Source organism: Alteromonas sp. ABH2_165 (genome assembly GCF_056159945.1).
Genome location: NZ_JBSWWF010000001.1, coordinates 650,661 through 665,228, shown reverse-complemented (window position 1 = coordinate 665,228; position 14,568 = coordinate 650,661). Strand labels below are relative to the sequence as shown.

Sequence of the window (14,568 nt, the reverse complement as noted above, 5' to 3'; positions counted from 1 at the left end):
ATAACTCGTTTAAATCGTCCGAATTCAGCATACTAAGCCGGCTCGACAGGGACTAGCCGGGACACCGCAGGGGGCTTATCGAGAATGCGCTCATACAGCTCGAATACCTGCTTTGTGTATGTTTGTTGATAGTGAAATTGCAATGCCGCTTCACTTTCAAATATTTCTATCAGTACATATTCGCCATTTTCCCGGTCTTCGAAAACGTCAAATTGAATGCATCCCGCTTCTTTCCAGGTTGGGGCTAATATTCCACGAATAGCTGACAGCCCTTCAGCATAACATTCTGGTTTGGGCGTTATTCTTGCCACGATGTGCAGTTTGCTTTCAGCAGATTTCATGATGCACCTCTCATGATTTTGGCCGTTAAGACACGCACCAGCGGATTAATCAGCCACGCCGCCACAAACGCCGCGGGCCATGCGTTAACAAATGCCAGCGACCAGGAATGCAAAAACGTAGCACTGAGCCCGAGATTAATGTAAGTGACCCAGCCTGACATCATGCCCGACAAACAAAATGAAAAAATGCCGGTAAAAACTAAACGTTCCATAGTGATTCTCCTTTGTGAAGTCATTGCAATTGTACGTAAGCCGAATCACCATAGAATATCGATTTGGGAAAGCTAAACATGAAGGATTTACTGTGCTGGACGATTTACTGTTATTTGCAGAAATAGTAGAAAGAGGCAGTTTTGCGAAGGCAGCGGAGGATCTCAAACTCTCCCCTTCAACATTGTCAAAACGTATCACAGCACTGGAAAACAAACTGGGCAAGCCGTTGATGAAACGCTCAGCGCGGGGCATTCAATTAACCGCTTTCGGTTTGCAGTTGCACAATGATTATGCCACCAGCCTGCAAGTTATCCGCGATGGCGTGACACGAAGCAGTGATCAAACATCCCACTCTTTGACGATGCTTTGCCCGCAGAACCTAATGGTCGACGAACTGTTTTCAACGCTCAGTGACTTTCATAAAACCCATCCGAAAGTCACTTTTAACATCGAGCCAGGCAATGCAAATCACTTGCTGAGTCAAAAACAGTTTGATTTGGCCATAAGAGTGGGTGAACTGACCGACTCCGCATATTTCCACAAACGGCTTGGTAGTATTGCAGTACGCGTTGTAGGCTCAGCAACACACAAGAAGCAGCATTTGTTTCTGCCCTATACTTCGGCTCAACTTGCTGGCCTGACAGCTGTTGATTCGGCTTTAGCGGAATATGGCCAGGTTTCTTATGTTGGCGACATCACCTTGGCCAGGAAATTTGTAGCGGCTGGGCATGGAGCAGCGCTTCTGCCAATGACAGAGATCCAACATTTGGGTTCAGGATCCGAAACCAGGGTCTGCTATTTATCGGATGTGCTATTCACCCGCCCCATCTCAGCGCTTTGGCCGTTTAACCCCTTGCCCAAACTTTCACGAGATTTAGTTGAAATACTTCAAGAGTATTGCGAAAAAGCGCCAGTACTTTGCGGAAAATCCATTGCACTTTAACAATCGACAATTGAGCTTACCCTAATAGCCTGGTTTTACTAATTGTGGCATTCTTGTTAAAAATTTGATTAAGGTAACAATATGATGTCCCGTGCTTCCTGGTTCGGCGTAGCAGCAACCCTCACAGTTTCTGCTTCCAGCTTTAACGCCTTTGGCGAAATCAATGCCCTTTCCCCTACTGAAGAAGCGCAAGGCTGGCAGCTGTTATTCGATGGCAATACAACAAAAGGATGGCATCCGTTTCAGCATCCTGATGCAAAATCCGCCTGGGAAGTACAGGACGGCGTATTAACTGTGAACCTGAAAGCCAGCGATGTTCAACACGGTGATTTGGCAACCGACAAAGTCTTTGAAAACTACGAGCTGCAGTTTGAATGGAAATCACCGGTAGAGGGCAATAGCGGTGTGTTTATTAATGTGCAGGAAACACCTGAACATCCTATTGCCTGGCAAACTGGCCCTGAGTACCAGCTATTAGGCACTGCTCATAAAGATAACGACGACCCGGCTAAGCGTTCCGGGGATATTTTTGGATACACCTCTCCACTGACAACGGCAAAAGTGCACAGCGACGGTCAATGGAATCACTCGGTGATCAAACAGAACAACGGCAAAGTTGAGTTCTACCTGAATGGTACCCTCACCGCTTCAGTCGACTTCAAAAGTAGTGAATGGAAAAATTGGCTGGCGCAATCCCGTTTTAAAGAACTGCCTCAATTCAGCGCGTCTAGCAAAGGCCATATCGTGCTACAGGAATGGACCTCCCCCATTTATTTCCGCAACATTAAGATACGAGAGTTATAGAATTTATTAAAGGTAGTACTACATAGTATGATGCCGACAGAACTTCGCCGGATAAATCAGCCAGCATCATCGTCCTTGCAGGCTTAAAAGCGAGCAACAAACTGGCCCGGCTTTCGCGTTACCGCGAGGCGCCGTGTTAGCCATCGGCACCATTTGTTTTTGTTTCTTTCTTGCAGAAGGCGCTGTGCTCGACTGGAGCAGTCTGTTCCTCACTGAATACCGGTCGTTGCCAATCAATCTTGGTGGCCTCGGGTTTGCCGCCTTTTCCATTGCGATGACCGCCGGCAGGTTCACTGGTGATACCGTGGTGTCGAAATTTGGCGGGGTTCGTGTGGTGATTGCAGGCACGCTGACTTCCGCAATTGGTCTTGTAATACTGCTGGCGATGCCTTATTCAGTTACATCAATTGCGGGCTATTTCTTGATTGGCCTAGGTGCAGCAAATGTGGTGCCGGTGATGTTCACCGCCATTGCTAACCAGACTGCCATGCCCCAGAGTACCGCCGTGCCCGCCGTATCCACTCTCGGATTTTCCGGAGTGCTTTTAGGGCCTGCGAGTATCGGCTTAATTGCTGAGCATTCTAGCCTGCCCACCGCGCTTTTACTGCTAATTCCGCTGCTTGTACTGGTACTGGTGTTAAGCAGATTTGTCCCTTATCAGAAATATCAGGTTCACGGCTAAATAAGTGATGAAATATGTCGCACACTATTGCGTTCTGCACTAGGATAGAATTCTAATAAGCAGAAAAATTGAGAGATGCTTGAAAAACTCAAGTGCAGAACTCCCGGTTAGTCGTATTCCAGAATTACTAACACCACACAGTGCTGAAAGCCAACTTCAAGTCTCTAGCGAGGCATTAGCATGTCTTCTCAAACAACAGCGTCTTTATGAAGCAGCCCTCTCCCATAACCCTGATCCCGTTTATACCTTTGATCTTGAAGGACGTTTCACCTACGTGAACAATGCGTTACTGGATATCTGGGGAATAACGTGGGAACAAGCCATTGGCAAAAGCCTGTATGAGTTAAATTATGAAAAGTGGCAAGCTGACATGCACATGCGTGAGATTAAACAGGTTATCACGACGAAAAAGCCACTGAGAGGTGATGTGCCCTATCATGGTATGCATGGTCTACGGGTGTATGAATATAAATTTGTCCCTGTATTTGATGCCGACTGCAATGTGGAAGCGATTACTGGTTCAACCCGGGATATTACAGAGCGCTATGAGGCAGAAAAAATAGCAAGGGAGGCAGAGTCACGACAGCGCCTGGCTCTTGAGGCATCACACAGTTTTGGTATCTGGAACTGGGATATCAAAAATAACCTCTTTGTTTGTGACCAGCGTTTGGGTGAAATTTTCAACCTGACACCTGAAGAGGCTGAGCAAGGCGTACCGATTGAGCGTCCACAGGAATCTATCCATCCGGATGATATCGATGACGTTAATAAGAGGATTCAGGAAAGTATTACCAACGGCAAGTTCTACGATCACCGCTATCGAGTCTTACAGCAAGACGGCAGTATCCGGTGGGGGGCGTTTCGTGGCAAAGCTATCTATGACGATAACGGCGAGGCTGTTAGTTTCCCTGGCGTTGGCGTAGACATCACGGCAGAACAGAATGCACTGAACGCGCTGCAGGAAGCCGACAGACGTAAAGATGAATTTCTGGCAACGCTGGCACACGAACTTCGAAATCCGCTCGCGCCAATCCGCAATTCACTGGAAATTATCCGGACGGATTCTTTTTCATCAAACCAGAAACAGGAAGCGTTCAGACTGGTCGAACGTCAGGTTTTACAAATGGTGCGCCTGGTTGATGATTTGATGGATGTCTCCCGCATTACCCGTGGGAAAATTCGTTTGAACCGGGCTTCATTAAATATCTGTGAAGCTGTTCAGGATGCCATCGAAACAGCCCAGCCATTGATAGATGAAAACCAGCATACCGTTACTGTTAGTCTCCCTGACGGGGCGTGGGTTTATGGAGACCACATCCGGCTCGCGCAGATATTCACTAACATTCTTAACAATGCGGCAAAATACACCCCGGATGGCGGTAAAATTAAAATTGAGGTAATTGCAACCGGCAGTACCATAGTTGTGAAAATCAGCGACAACGGCGTTGGTATCCCGCAGGAAAAGCTACCTGATATATTTGATATGTTTTCACAGATTGAAGGTGTGCTGGAGCGCTCTCAGGGCGGGCTGGGAATTGGTCTGACATTGGTTAAGCGACTTGTGGAGCTCCACGACGGTGATATTACGGTACAGAGTGACAGCAACGGAACCTGTTTTACCGTCTCCTTTCCGCAGGTAGCTGCTGATAATCAAATCGCCCCCCATTCTCCGGTTTTTGATACGAAGTCACCGGATGCTGCTGAATCCTCGCTTTCTGTGCTTATTGCTGACGATAATCAGGACGCCGCTATCACGATGGGATGGATACTCGAAGCCAAGGGTTGCGATGTCATCGTTGTTGAAGATGGTCCTTCAGCGCTGGCAGCGGTAGAGCAGCTGACGCCGGATTTATTTTTACTGGATATTGGTATGCCGGGTATGAATGGCTATGATTTATGCATCGCGCTTCAAAAAATACCTGCGCTGAAAAATGCGACATTTGTGGCACAAACGGGATGGGGTCAGCCAGACCACATTCAACGCTCCAAAGAATCTGGTTTTCATCACCATCTTGTCAAACCCCTTAACGTGAATGATCTGGTGCCTTTGATTGAGCAGATTAAGCAATCTAAATTAGAAAACCAAGCTTAAGACTAACCTAACGGTTCATTAGCATCACCTATTGTTATGAATTTGCTAATAAAATTCTTTTTCAGGTTAAATCTGAACTATTTTCTGCGCTCGTCGTAACGACGACATATGAAAATTACTTTTCGAAAACACATACTCTAAAATAATAATTCCAAAAAAATCGTATTCTGTCGCATTAACGGGTATGTGTGAGAGTAAGCCTGCTTCTGACTGCAGTCAGTGCTTGTTTTATTAGCGTTGACGATGCCGCCAGCTTTCATTATTTCGCAAGGTCTGTCGTGACCATTTTCACGGAATTTATTTATGTCGCATAAAAAAGAATACAGTCTGCTCGCAGTTACTTTCTGGCTCGCATTTGGCGGATTCGCCATTGGTGCCAGCGAATTTGCTGCAATGGGCTTGCTCCCCTACTTCGCTAATGATTTCAATATTTCTGAGGATGTAGCTGGCACAGCAATCAGTGCCTATGCCCTTGGTGTTGTGGTTGGTGCACCGCTAATCACCGTTTTCTGTTCCCGTTTTCCACGAAAATATATGCTGGTGGCACTGATGCTGGCTTACACCTGTGGCAATCTTTTAACAGCTTTCGCCACAGACATTACCTTCATGAACCTTGCGCGCTTCATCAGCGGGCTACCCCACGGCGCCTACTTTGGCATTGCTATGTTGTTTGCTGCCGACATTGCCGGACGAGCAAAAAGGGCAGAAGCTGTAAGTCATATTTTATTGGGATTAGCCATCGCAAACGTAATCGGTGTACCTGTTATTAACGCGATTGGACAATACCTGGGCTGGCGAAGCGGATTTTATCTGATCACTGCGCTGGCGGCGATAACCTTCATTATGATTTGGAAGACAGCACCTTACAGAGGCTGGAACAGAGACGCTAATCCGCTGACAGAACTGGGGGCACTGAAAAACAAAAATGTGCTTCTGGTACTGCTAATGAGTGCCATCGGTTTTGGTGGCATGTTCTCCGTTTATTCATTTGCCAGTGCTACTTATCTGGAAAACATCGGTAACCCGGAATGGGGCGTCAACATTATTCTGTTGTGTTATGGACTCGGAATCACGCTGGGTAATTATCTTGCGGGTAAAGTTGCCGGTGGGCGATTACTTATTGCCGCATTAGGCTTTCAATTGGTACTGGGCATCGCCGGCGGCGTGTATGCGGTATCTGTACATAATGGCCTGCTGATGGGGCTAGCGCTATTTCTGGTAGGTTTTGGTGGCGGTATGACAGTACCACTGCAAACCCGCTTAATGGATGTTGCCGGCAACGCCCAGTCTCTGGCCGGTGCTGCAAATCAGGCCGCATTCAACGTTGCCAATGCAATTGGCCCTTGGCTCGCCGGCATGGCGGTAACAGGCACACGTTTGGGCTGGGCGGCTTGTGGCTATGTTGCCATCGCGCTTTCACTGGCGGGTGTTGTGATATGGATTGCACTTTACTACACCGACCCGTTCAGAAAGCAAAAACAGCCTGCCACTGCAAAAGCTGCCGCATCATCCTAACCAGGTAGCAGCAACACAGGATTAGTTATTCATCTACAAAATCTGTTAGTTGACTGCAAGTGCATGAAATAAAAAATCCAAAACCTCTAATTTGACATAAAAGTTTCAAAACCACCCTGATAGGCGGGATAAACTCAAATTTCCCTTTGCGAAAATTGCAGCCTTCCCGCTATCTACTCTATTTTCACACCAGACTTTGTGCTGAATCTCTGCGTCGCGACTGGTTGCACTGCAGTGGCTTGGCCTTTTGTCCGTAAGGAGACATTATGGATCGTCGGGACGCACTCCTCTCTATGGGGAAAGTTGCGGCTGTAGTATCACTGTCCAGCGCTAATGCGAAAGAACTCAAAAGTTTTCCTGATAAAACCCAGCAAAGTAGCGATCACCTTCCCCACCCCGCTGATACCTCGCGCTGGCATGTACTCACTGATGAAGGTGACAGAAACGCTCTCGCAGCTGTGTTCGACCGCCTTATCCCCGCTGATGAACATGGCCCGTCAGCTTCTCAGTCAGGTGCGTTACGCTTTCTGGATAGTCAACTTGCCGGCGACTACGGCGCTGGAAAAGCCCTTTATCTCGATAAGCCACTGAAGCCTGAAAACGAAGAAGCCATCATGGGCTCTCCGCAATTTCTCTCTACGCCGAGAGAACGCTACGCATCAGGGATTCGCGCGTTGCGTAATTATGTTGCCAGAACCGAAGGAAAAGATATCGCAGAACTGGAGCATGCGCGTTTAGATATTGTACTTACACAACTTGAAGCTGGTGAAATTTCGCTGGATAACGGTGTGCATGGACAAGCCTTTTTCGAGCTGATGCTACAGAACGTGAGGGAAAGTTATCTTGCTGATCCTGTGTATGGTGGAAACCAGGCAATGGCAGGCTGGAAGATGATTGGATTTCCGGGCGCCCGGTATGACTATCGAAAGTATGTTGATAAACGAAATCAGGATTTGCAGTTAATCCCTGTAAGCCTGATCCCCGGCGAATAATCTGGAGGATCGCATGAATAACAGAGCAAAAGCAGATGTCGTTATCGTGGGAATGGGCTGGGCAGGTTCCATTATGGCCGAAGAACTTACCCGCGCCGGGCTCAGTGTTGTAGGTATCGAACGCGGAGCCTGGCGCGACACCTCTACCGATTTTCCCCCGGCCGTCGATCCTGATGAGCTGAAATGGCACACCCGGCGAGAACTACTTCAGCCAATGAGTGTTGAGACAACAACATTCCGCAACAACCCTAGCCAGACAGCGGCGCCGGTTCGCAACTGGTCAGCGTACCAGTTTGGCTGGAACGTAGGTGGTGCAGGAACCCACTGGGCAGGCATGAGCTGGCGTTTCCTGCCGTGGGATTTTGAAGTCGCTTCAAAGACCCGTGAACGCTATGGTGAAAAGTACACGCAGGGATTGCAGTTGCAGGATTGGGGCGTTACCTACAACGACATGCAGCCATTTTATGATCGATTCGAACGGATTGCCGGCACTTCTGGTAAAGCGGGTAACATTAATGGCGCTAAACAAACCGGCGGCAATATTTTCGAAGGACCGCGGTCAAGGGATTATCCGACGCCTCCACTCAAAGATTCTCACTGGATGGACAAATTCCGCAGCACCACTCAGAAAATGGGCTATCACCCTTTTACCGTTCCGGCAGGAAATTTGTCAGAAGCTTATACTAATGATCTGGGAGTTACGATGGGGCCCTGCACCTATTGTGGTTTCTGTGATTTCCACGGCTGCGGCAACTTTTCAAAGTCGTCTCCACAAGCGTGTATTCTGCCGGTTCTGATGCGCCGGAAGAATTTTACATTACTGACCGAAACTGAAGTCCTTCATGCTGTTAAACATGATGACGGCAAAATGGCACGGGGAGTAAGCTTCATTACCCGTGATGGTGAGGTTGGCTTTCAACCCGCTGACGTGGTGTGTATTACGGCGTACCAGATGGATAATGTGAGGTTGATGCTGCTGTCAAAAATTGGCAAACCTTACGATGTAAAAACCGGGGAAGGCACGGTTGGGCGCAACTACAACTATCAAACCGGCTCTACAGTTAAGGCTTTTTTCCCTGATCAGAAAATGAATCCGTTTATCGGAGCGGGTGCGCTCGGCGTGCAGATAGATGACTTCAACGGGGACAATTTTGATCACAGTGGACTTGGCTTTATCGGCGGTGCAGGCGTCATGGGCTATAGCACCGACGGCCGCCCGATTGCGCATATGGATGAATTGCCAAAAGGGACTAAACGCTGGGGCTCCGAGTGGAAGAAAGCGTATTCACAACACTACCAAACCTCCGCGACTATTTTTTGCCAGGGCACGTCGATGCCGGTTCAGCAGGCATACCTGGACCTCGACACAAACTATCAGGACCGCCACGGCCAGCCATTAATGAGGGTGACTTTTGACTGGAATAAAAATGATACGCAGATGATAAAACACGTCACCGACAAAGCCAGAGAAATTATGGTCGAAGCCGGTGGTCAGCATATTGAGGTTAATAAGCAGACAGATACCAGCTGGAATCCTTACATGCAGCGCAGCTCTCATACCTGTGGCGGTGCGGTAATGGGCGCAGATCCCGCTACATCAGCAGTCAATACTCATCTGCAAAGCTGGGACGTTCCTAACGTGTTTGTAGTTGGAGCATCAGCCTTTCCGAATAATGGTGGCTACAACCCTACTCTTACTGTCGGAGCATTGGCCGTGAAAGCGGCCAGAGCTATTCACGAACAATATATGCAACGAACCGGCAAATTAATAGGGGCCTGATATGTCTTCAAAACTAAAAGGAATAGGCGCTGTTATGGTGGTAATTGCTGCCGTTTCGGGAATATTGCTTTATAACGCGCTGGATACGAGCGCGTCTGACGTGGCTGATAATACAACACCACTTAAAGATGTAGTATTCGATGACAAGGCGTTAATTTCCCGGGGCGAATATGTGATGCGCACCGGGGATTGTGTGGCTTGCCACACTGAATCAAACGGTGACTTTGCCGGAGGTTACGAAATCGCCACAAATTTTGGCTCACTGACAAGTTCGAATATTACTCCCGACCCCCAAACGGGCATTGGTGATATGACAGAGCGGGATTTTTATAATGCGATACGTCAGGGTATTGGCTCACACGGGTTACTTTATCCGGCGATGCCTTTTACTGCCTACCGCAAAATGTCTGACGACGACATGCATGCACTCTGGGCATATATGTCCACCATTACACCTGTCCGTCACGAAATTAACGAAACCGAAGGAATGAGTTTCCCTTTCAATATTCGTCTGGCCATGGCTGGCTGGGACCTGCTGTTTTTCGAAAACGAAGGATTCGCCCATAATCCAAATCAGTCTGAGGCGTATAACAGAGGTGCTTATTTATCAGAGGGCCCTGCCCACTGCGGAACGTGCCATACACCGCGAAATCTGCTTGGCGCGGAACAGAACGACCAGTATTTTCAAGGCTACAATATGGGCGACTGGTATGCGCCGGATATCACACCTAATCCTGGCACGCTGGTTGGTGGCAGTGCAGATGAATTAGCTGCTTATCTGCACACCGGTACTAACGGCCATGCAGTAGCGGCAGGTCCCATGGCGGAAGCCATCGAATTCTCTTTGCAGTACCTCAGGGGCGACGATATTGACTCGCTTGTTACATATCTTCAGGCCCAAGCACCTTCCGGAAAGCCACCTTCTGGAAAGTCAGTTTCTGAAAGCGCACCGTCACTCACCACATCCGGCGGGGAACTAACCTATGAGATAAACTGCGCGGCATGCCATGGTGTTGAAGGTGAAGGTATAAAAGGAATGGTGCCCTCTTTCATACATAATGGCAGCATACTGAATGATGACCCGACCAATCTGCTGCATGCCATGTTATTAGGGGCTCGCGCCCCATCTACAGAGATGAAACCCACTGCGGCAGGCATGCCGTCCTTCGCCTGGAAAATGAATAACCGTGAAATAGCAGATATTCTCAACTACATTCGCAATAGCTGGGGTAACGCTGCTATTCCGGTAACGGAATCATCGGTTGCCGACGTGCGAGAAAAGCTCAAAGCCCGGAATAAACTGGTTCAGGCTGAATAATAGTATAAGGCGAGGTTAGCACACCTCGCCTTAGCTTTCTGGTTTTCTATGGTGTTCGAATGAACCGTGAAGCGTTCATTCAGAACAGAAGATTTGTGCAATTAAGGGCTACGCCTGATTTCGGCAAATATATTTCAAAATTAAATCTAAGCGAAATAGTATTTTCATCCGTAACAAAGAGAAGTATATTAACAAAATTAAAACAACGCCTGATTTCGTGTGCAGCAAAAGTGTAATATTCCTGCGTTTGCATTAGTCTGCTTAACGATTTATGCCGTATCGCATGGTCGATGAAAACGTTGGATAACTTTTCTGCTGTAAAGTGAAATATAAAAGGTCACCACTACAAGGAAAAGTACAAGTAAGTTATGTCCAAAACTATCAGTACTGCAAAACCTAAACGCCCAGGTCATCTCAGAGGCGCTATTCCGCCCGCCGCTCACTATGTACGGGAATGGCGTTACTTCGCCGGCCTCTTCGGTGGTGAGCACATCGCGGCCACCGAATTTGTTATCGGTATTACCTTTGTCACCATGGGCGTAGGCACCATGGAACTGCTGATGGGGCTGCTAATCGGTAATTTGCTGGCGGTAATCAGCTGGACACTGGTAACCACCCCCATTGCCGTTGAAACCCGGCGAACTTTATTCAGCTATCTTGAACAGATAACAGGTCCTTATTTCAGTAAAATATACAACACCGCTATTTTGCTGTTTTACGGATCCCTCGCGGCTGCAATGATAACCGTCTCAGCCTATGCAGTCCGGTTTGCGTTAGATTTGCCCGTACAGCTCGAAGCTTACCCCACCTCCTTTGCTTTTATCGTAGTTACCCTTTTATTAAGTGCTGTTGTTGTTTTTGTTGCCGCTCGCGGTTTTGAGGCAATGGCAAATTTCGCTACGATTTGTGCGCCATGGATGCTGACCTGCTTTGTTTGTGGTGCCGCAATCGCACTACCTTCACTGAGCCTGAATGTCACGGGTGGCAGCGGCATTTCAGGTTTCGACGAGTTTATTATGATCGCCAAAGAGACAATCTGGACGGGCACAACCCCCGAAGGCGAAGCCGGTATTTCAATGTGGGAAGTGGCCGCATTTGCGTGGGCCAATGGCGCAATGGTGCATCTTGGCCTCATTGATATGGCCACATTCCGTTTTGCACACCGCAAATGGTATGGCGTTTTTTCCGGTATTGGTATGTTCCTCGGCCACTATTTAGGCTGGATTTGCGCGGGGCTGATGGGGGCCGGAGCTGCAATCATCCTCGGTAAGTCTCTGGTGAATCTGGATTCTGCTGACGTGGCGTTTCATACACTGGGGTACATTGGTTTACTCGCGGTAATCTGTGCGGGCTGGACTACTGCCAACGCCTGTTTATACCGTGCAGGCCTCGCTGCCAATTCACTTATGCCGAAAACCTCAAGAAGCAAGGTTACCGCTATTACTGGTGCCGTTATTGCTGTCGCCGCCTGTTTCCCCTTCGTCGCACAGTCAGTAATGCCACTCACGGTGTACGGTGCAATTCTTTTATGCCCTATTGGTGCCATTACGATTGCAGAGCACTATATATTACCCAGGATGGGGTTAACCCGTTACTGGTCCCGGTATCTGGGTCAGCCTCTTAACTATGCTGCCCTGATTGTCTGGGGTATCTCGCTTGCTTTTGCTGTAGCAATGGTACTTACCGATGCGATGAGCTTTTATTACATATTCCTTCCCGAATACCTTATCGCGCTGGTGTTATACCCGCCCATTGCACGGATGTTGGGGGCGAAGGATTCTTACCCAGTGGATGAAACCCGACAAGCAGAACGAGACAAACTGTTGGTTGATTTTGAATTGAACAGACTGGCCGAAAGTGCCGAAGCAACGGTTGAAGAGCTGGACCCTGAACAGTTGCACACTGCCCGGACAGCAAAAATGCTACTCATAGGTGCCGGAGCAATTCTCGTATTTATGGTAATGGGCGCGGTGCGACTGGTTTATACCTCACCTGACGTGCTCACAATGAGCGTGATGAAGCAGGATTACTTCTACACCGCAATAGCTTTAACCCTTGCTTACTTCATACTGGCACTGGTCGCCATGCGTGTAAGTGACGGTACAGATGACAGTAGTGATGGCGCTGAGAAAGCGTAGCTAAGCTGCTGTTGTTTATAAAAATGAATTAGCTCTTTCGCTCAGGGCTAATTCATTTTTTCTTCGTCACGTCTGATAATCCATTTTTAGCCTGATAATAACAACACAATACTTCACCATCAGTTTTCTGCTGAAAAACACCTTTTCCCGGTTATCTGAGTGCGATAAAGAAAGCATTAAGTGAATGCTGCGTGAATTCCCCGAGCAAATTTTTCTCAATAAAGTAAACTACCGCCATTAAAGATTGACAGGAAAGAACACCGTGGCGTTACACTGGTTTCCGGGGCATATGCACAAGGCCCTTAAAGAAATTAAAGAATCACTCAGTGATGTAGATGTGCTGATTGAAGTACTGGATGCCCGTATTCCCTATTCCAGTGAAAACCCGGAAATTGCGAAAATCCGTGGTGATAAACCTGCGCTAAAAATTCTGAATAAGTTTGATTTAGCCGACCCTGAATTAGTGGCCGAATGGCAAGCGCACCTTGAAAGCGAACGTGGTGTGCGCACCATTACTACCTCTACAGATAATCCTGGTAACGCCAAACATATTGCTAGCATTGTGAAAGACATGTTTCCGCAGAAAGCCGGGCCAGGCAAAGCCATTCACGCCATGATCACCGGTATTCCTAACGTGGGAAAATCGACGCTGATCAATATTCTGGCAGACCGCACTATCGCCAAAACCGGTAACGAACCGGCGGTAACCAAAATGCAGCAGCGCATTAATTTGGGTAACGGTATTATTCTGTTCGATACCCCTGGCGTACTGTGGCCGAAACAAGAAAACCCGAACTCCATTTATCGCCTTGCGGCATCTGGCGCGGTAAAAAATACCGCCATGGAATTTGATGATGTGGGTTTCTATGCTGCCGATTATTTGATTAAAGCTTATCCGGAAGAAATGAAAGCCCGTTTCAAGCTGGACGAATTACCCGATACCGAAATTGAATTTCTGGAAGCAGCAGCGCGTACTCGTGGCGCTATCATGGCTGGTGGCCGTGTGAATCTTCACAAAATTTGCGAAATTCTGCTCACCGAATTGCAAGCCGGTAAACTGGGGCGCATCACTCTGGAAACCCCTGCGATGCTGGAAAAAGAAAAAATTGAGATGTCAGAAGCGGCCGCTAAAAAAGCGGCCGATAAGGCTAAACGCAAGGAAAAATTCAAACAGGGTTCCGCCACGCCAGAGCGGCAGGATCGTAAAGAGCGTCGCAACGAAAAACGGGAAGAACAAAGCAAGCGAATGAAAAAGCAGAATCGGCAGCGTCAACGCTAAGCGCCGATTTTTAGCTGACACAATTTTTGACTCAATTACTGTAATAAAATCGCAAACGGGCAGACTATAGGATTCAGGCTGCCTTTTATTTACGAGGGAACGTTATGAGAAACTGGGAAGATTTATCGCTGTTGCAAAAATTGGCGGTGGGACTGGGCATTCTTGCCATTGGCATTCTCGCACCGGAAATAGCCATGCTGGTGCAGTTTGGCGGTATAGAAGTCGCATTCGCTTTCCTGCTGTTTTTCTTTAAACCAGCGCTGGTGTGGCTTGACCATTATTATCGTATTGCACAGGGAGCTTTAACGTTCGCTATAATCATGTTAAAACACAGTGCCAGCGCACGGCCTGCTGTTTTCGGCTGCCAGGCTGTATTCTGCGTGGCAGCGCTTATGCTTACCGGCTCTGTTGTGTTCGCTTCCGGCTTTTTCATGCCGGGATTGCTGTTTAACAACCTGCTGGTGTAACAGC

Annotated in this window: 13 protein-coding genes; 11 read left to right on the top strand and 2 right to left on the bottom strand. The window is 48.1% G+C overall.

Annotation, left to right across the window (positions count from 1 at the left end):
- Nucleotides 1-32: 32 nt before the first annotated feature.
- Together ACXAFQ_RS02920 and ACXAFQ_RS02915 are read right to left on the bottom strand one after the other, a co-directional pair.
- Nucleotides 33-341, bottom strand: coding sequence for a putative quinol monooxygenase (locus tag ACXAFQ_RS02920; protein WP_474818076.1), 309 nt, complete (start codon nucleotides 339-341; stop codon nucleotides 33-35).
- Entirely contained in the window at nucleotides 338-553 is a 216-nt protein-coding gene (locus ACXAFQ_RS02915) for a DUF2798 domain-containing protein (RefSeq protein WP_474818075.1), read from the bottom strand. The genes ACXAFQ_RS02920 and ACXAFQ_RS02915 overlap by 4 nt, the downstream gene beginning before the upstream one ends.
- Before the next feature lie 92 nt (nucleotides 554-645).
- On the opposite strand from ACXAFQ_RS02915, the gene ACXAFQ_RS02910 reads away from it, so the two are divergent.
- The 11 genes from ACXAFQ_RS02910 (at nucleotide 646) to ACXAFQ_RS02860 (ending at nucleotide 14,564) form a co-directional block, all read left to right on the top strand.
- On the top strand, nucleotides 646-1,497 hold the full coding sequence (locus ACXAFQ_RS02910) for a LysR family transcriptional regulator (RefSeq protein ID WP_474818074.1): 852 nt from the start codon (nucleotides 646-648) through the stop codon (nucleotides 1,495-1,497).
- An 81-nt stretch (nucleotides 1,498-1,578) separates the two neighbouring features.
- Entirely contained in the window at nucleotides 1,579-2,301 is a 723-nt protein-coding gene (locus ACXAFQ_RS02905; RefSeq protein WP_474818073.1) for a 3-keto-disaccharide hydrolase, read from the top strand.
- 133 nt (nucleotides 2,302-2,434) lie between these two features.
- Nucleotides 2,435-2,983, top strand: a complete 549-nt coding sequence (locus ACXAFQ_RS02900; protein ID WP_474818072.1) for an MFS transporter — start codon at nucleotides 2,435-2,437, stop codon at nucleotides 2,981-2,983.
- Nucleotides 2,984-3,062: 79 nt separating this feature from the next.
- Nucleotides 3,063-5,075 (top strand): PAS domain-containing hybrid sensor histidine kinase/response regulator, encoded by a 2,013-nt coding sequence (locus ACXAFQ_RS02895; RefSeq protein ID WP_474818071.1) that lies wholly within the window; start codon nucleotides 3,063-3,065, stop codon nucleotides 5,073-5,075.
- Between the two features lie 303 nt (nucleotides 5,076-5,378).
- The gene (locus ACXAFQ_RS02890) at nucleotides 5,379-6,590 is read left to right on the top strand and encodes an MFS transporter (protein WP_474818070.1); all 1,212 of its coding nucleotides are present in this window, start codon (nucleotides 5,379-5,381) and stop codon (nucleotides 6,588-6,590) included.
- 266 nt (nucleotides 6,591-6,856) lie between these two features.
- Nucleotides 6,857-7,582, top strand: a complete 726-nt coding sequence (locus ACXAFQ_RS02885) for a gluconate 2-dehydrogenase subunit 3 family protein (protein ID WP_474818069.1) — start codon at nucleotides 6,857-6,859, stop codon at nucleotides 7,580-7,582.
- Nucleotides 7,583-7,595: 13 nt separating this feature from the next.
- A complete protein-coding gene (locus tag ACXAFQ_RS02880) occupies nucleotides 7,596-9,362 on the top strand; it encodes a GMC family oxidoreductase (protein WP_474818068.1) in 1,767 nt (588 codons plus the stop codon).
- Nucleotide 9,363: 1 nt separating this feature from the next.
- Nucleotides 9,364-10,680, top strand: a complete 1,317-nt coding sequence (locus tag ACXAFQ_RS02875; RefSeq protein WP_474818067.1) for a c-type cytochrome — start codon at nucleotides 9,364-9,366, stop codon at nucleotides 10,678-10,680.
- Between the two features lie 368 nt (nucleotides 10,681-11,048).
- Nucleotides 11,049-12,818 (top strand): purine-cytosine permease family protein, encoded by a 1,770-nt coding sequence (locus ACXAFQ_RS02870; RefSeq protein WP_474818066.1) that lies wholly within the window; start codon nucleotides 11,049-11,051, stop codon nucleotides 12,816-12,818.
- 262 nt (nucleotides 12,819-13,080) lie between these two features.
- Nucleotides 13,081-14,097: a ribosome biogenesis GTPase YlqF gene (ylqF, locus tag ACXAFQ_RS02865; protein WP_474818065.1), complete on the top strand. Its 1,017-nt coding sequence runs from the start codon at nucleotides 13,081-13,083 to the stop codon at nucleotides 14,095-14,097.
- A gap of 104 nt (nucleotides 14,098-14,201) precedes the next feature.
- The gene (locus ACXAFQ_RS02860; RefSeq protein WP_474818064.1) at nucleotides 14,202-14,564 is read left to right on the top strand and encodes a hypothetical protein; all 363 of its coding nucleotides are present in this window, start codon (nucleotides 14,202-14,204) and stop codon (nucleotides 14,562-14,564) included.
- Nucleotides 14,565-14,568: the final 4 nt, after the last annotated feature.

Coding starts and splice junctions, on each gene's coding strand:
- ACXAFQ_RS02920 (WP_474818076.1), bottom strand. CDS start 341: ATGAAATCTGCTGAAAGCAAACTGCACATCGTGGCAAGAATAACGCCC.
- ACXAFQ_RS02915 (WP_474818075.1), bottom strand. CDS start 553: ATGGAACGTTTAGTTTTTACCGGCATTTTTTCATTTTGTTTGTCGGGC.
- ACXAFQ_RS02905 (WP_474818073.1), top strand. CDS start 1,579: ATGATGTCCCGTGCTTCCTGGTTCGGCGTAGCAGCAACCCTCACAGTT.
- ACXAFQ_RS02890 (WP_474818070.1), top strand. CDS start 5,379: ATGTCGCATAAAAAAGAATACAGTCTGCTCGCAGTTACTTTCTGGCTC.
- ACXAFQ_RS02885 (WP_474818069.1), top strand. CDS start 6,857: ATGGATCGTCGGGACGCACTCCTCTCTATGGGGAAAGTTGCGGCTGTA.
- ACXAFQ_RS02880 (WP_474818068.1), top strand. CDS start 7,596: ATGAATAACAGAGCAAAAGCAGATGTCGTTATCGTGGGAATGGGCTGG.
- ACXAFQ_RS02875 (WP_474818067.1), top strand. CDS start 9,364: ATGTCTTCAAAACTAAAAGGAATAGGCGCTGTTATGGTGGTAATTGCT.
- ACXAFQ_RS02870 (WP_474818066.1), top strand. CDS start 11,049: ATGTCCAAAACTATCAGTACTGCAAAACCTAAACGCCCAGGTCATCTC.
- ACXAFQ_RS02860 (WP_474818064.1), top strand. CDS start 14,202: ATGAGAAACTGGGAAGATTTATCGCTGTTGCAAAAATTGGCGGTGGGA.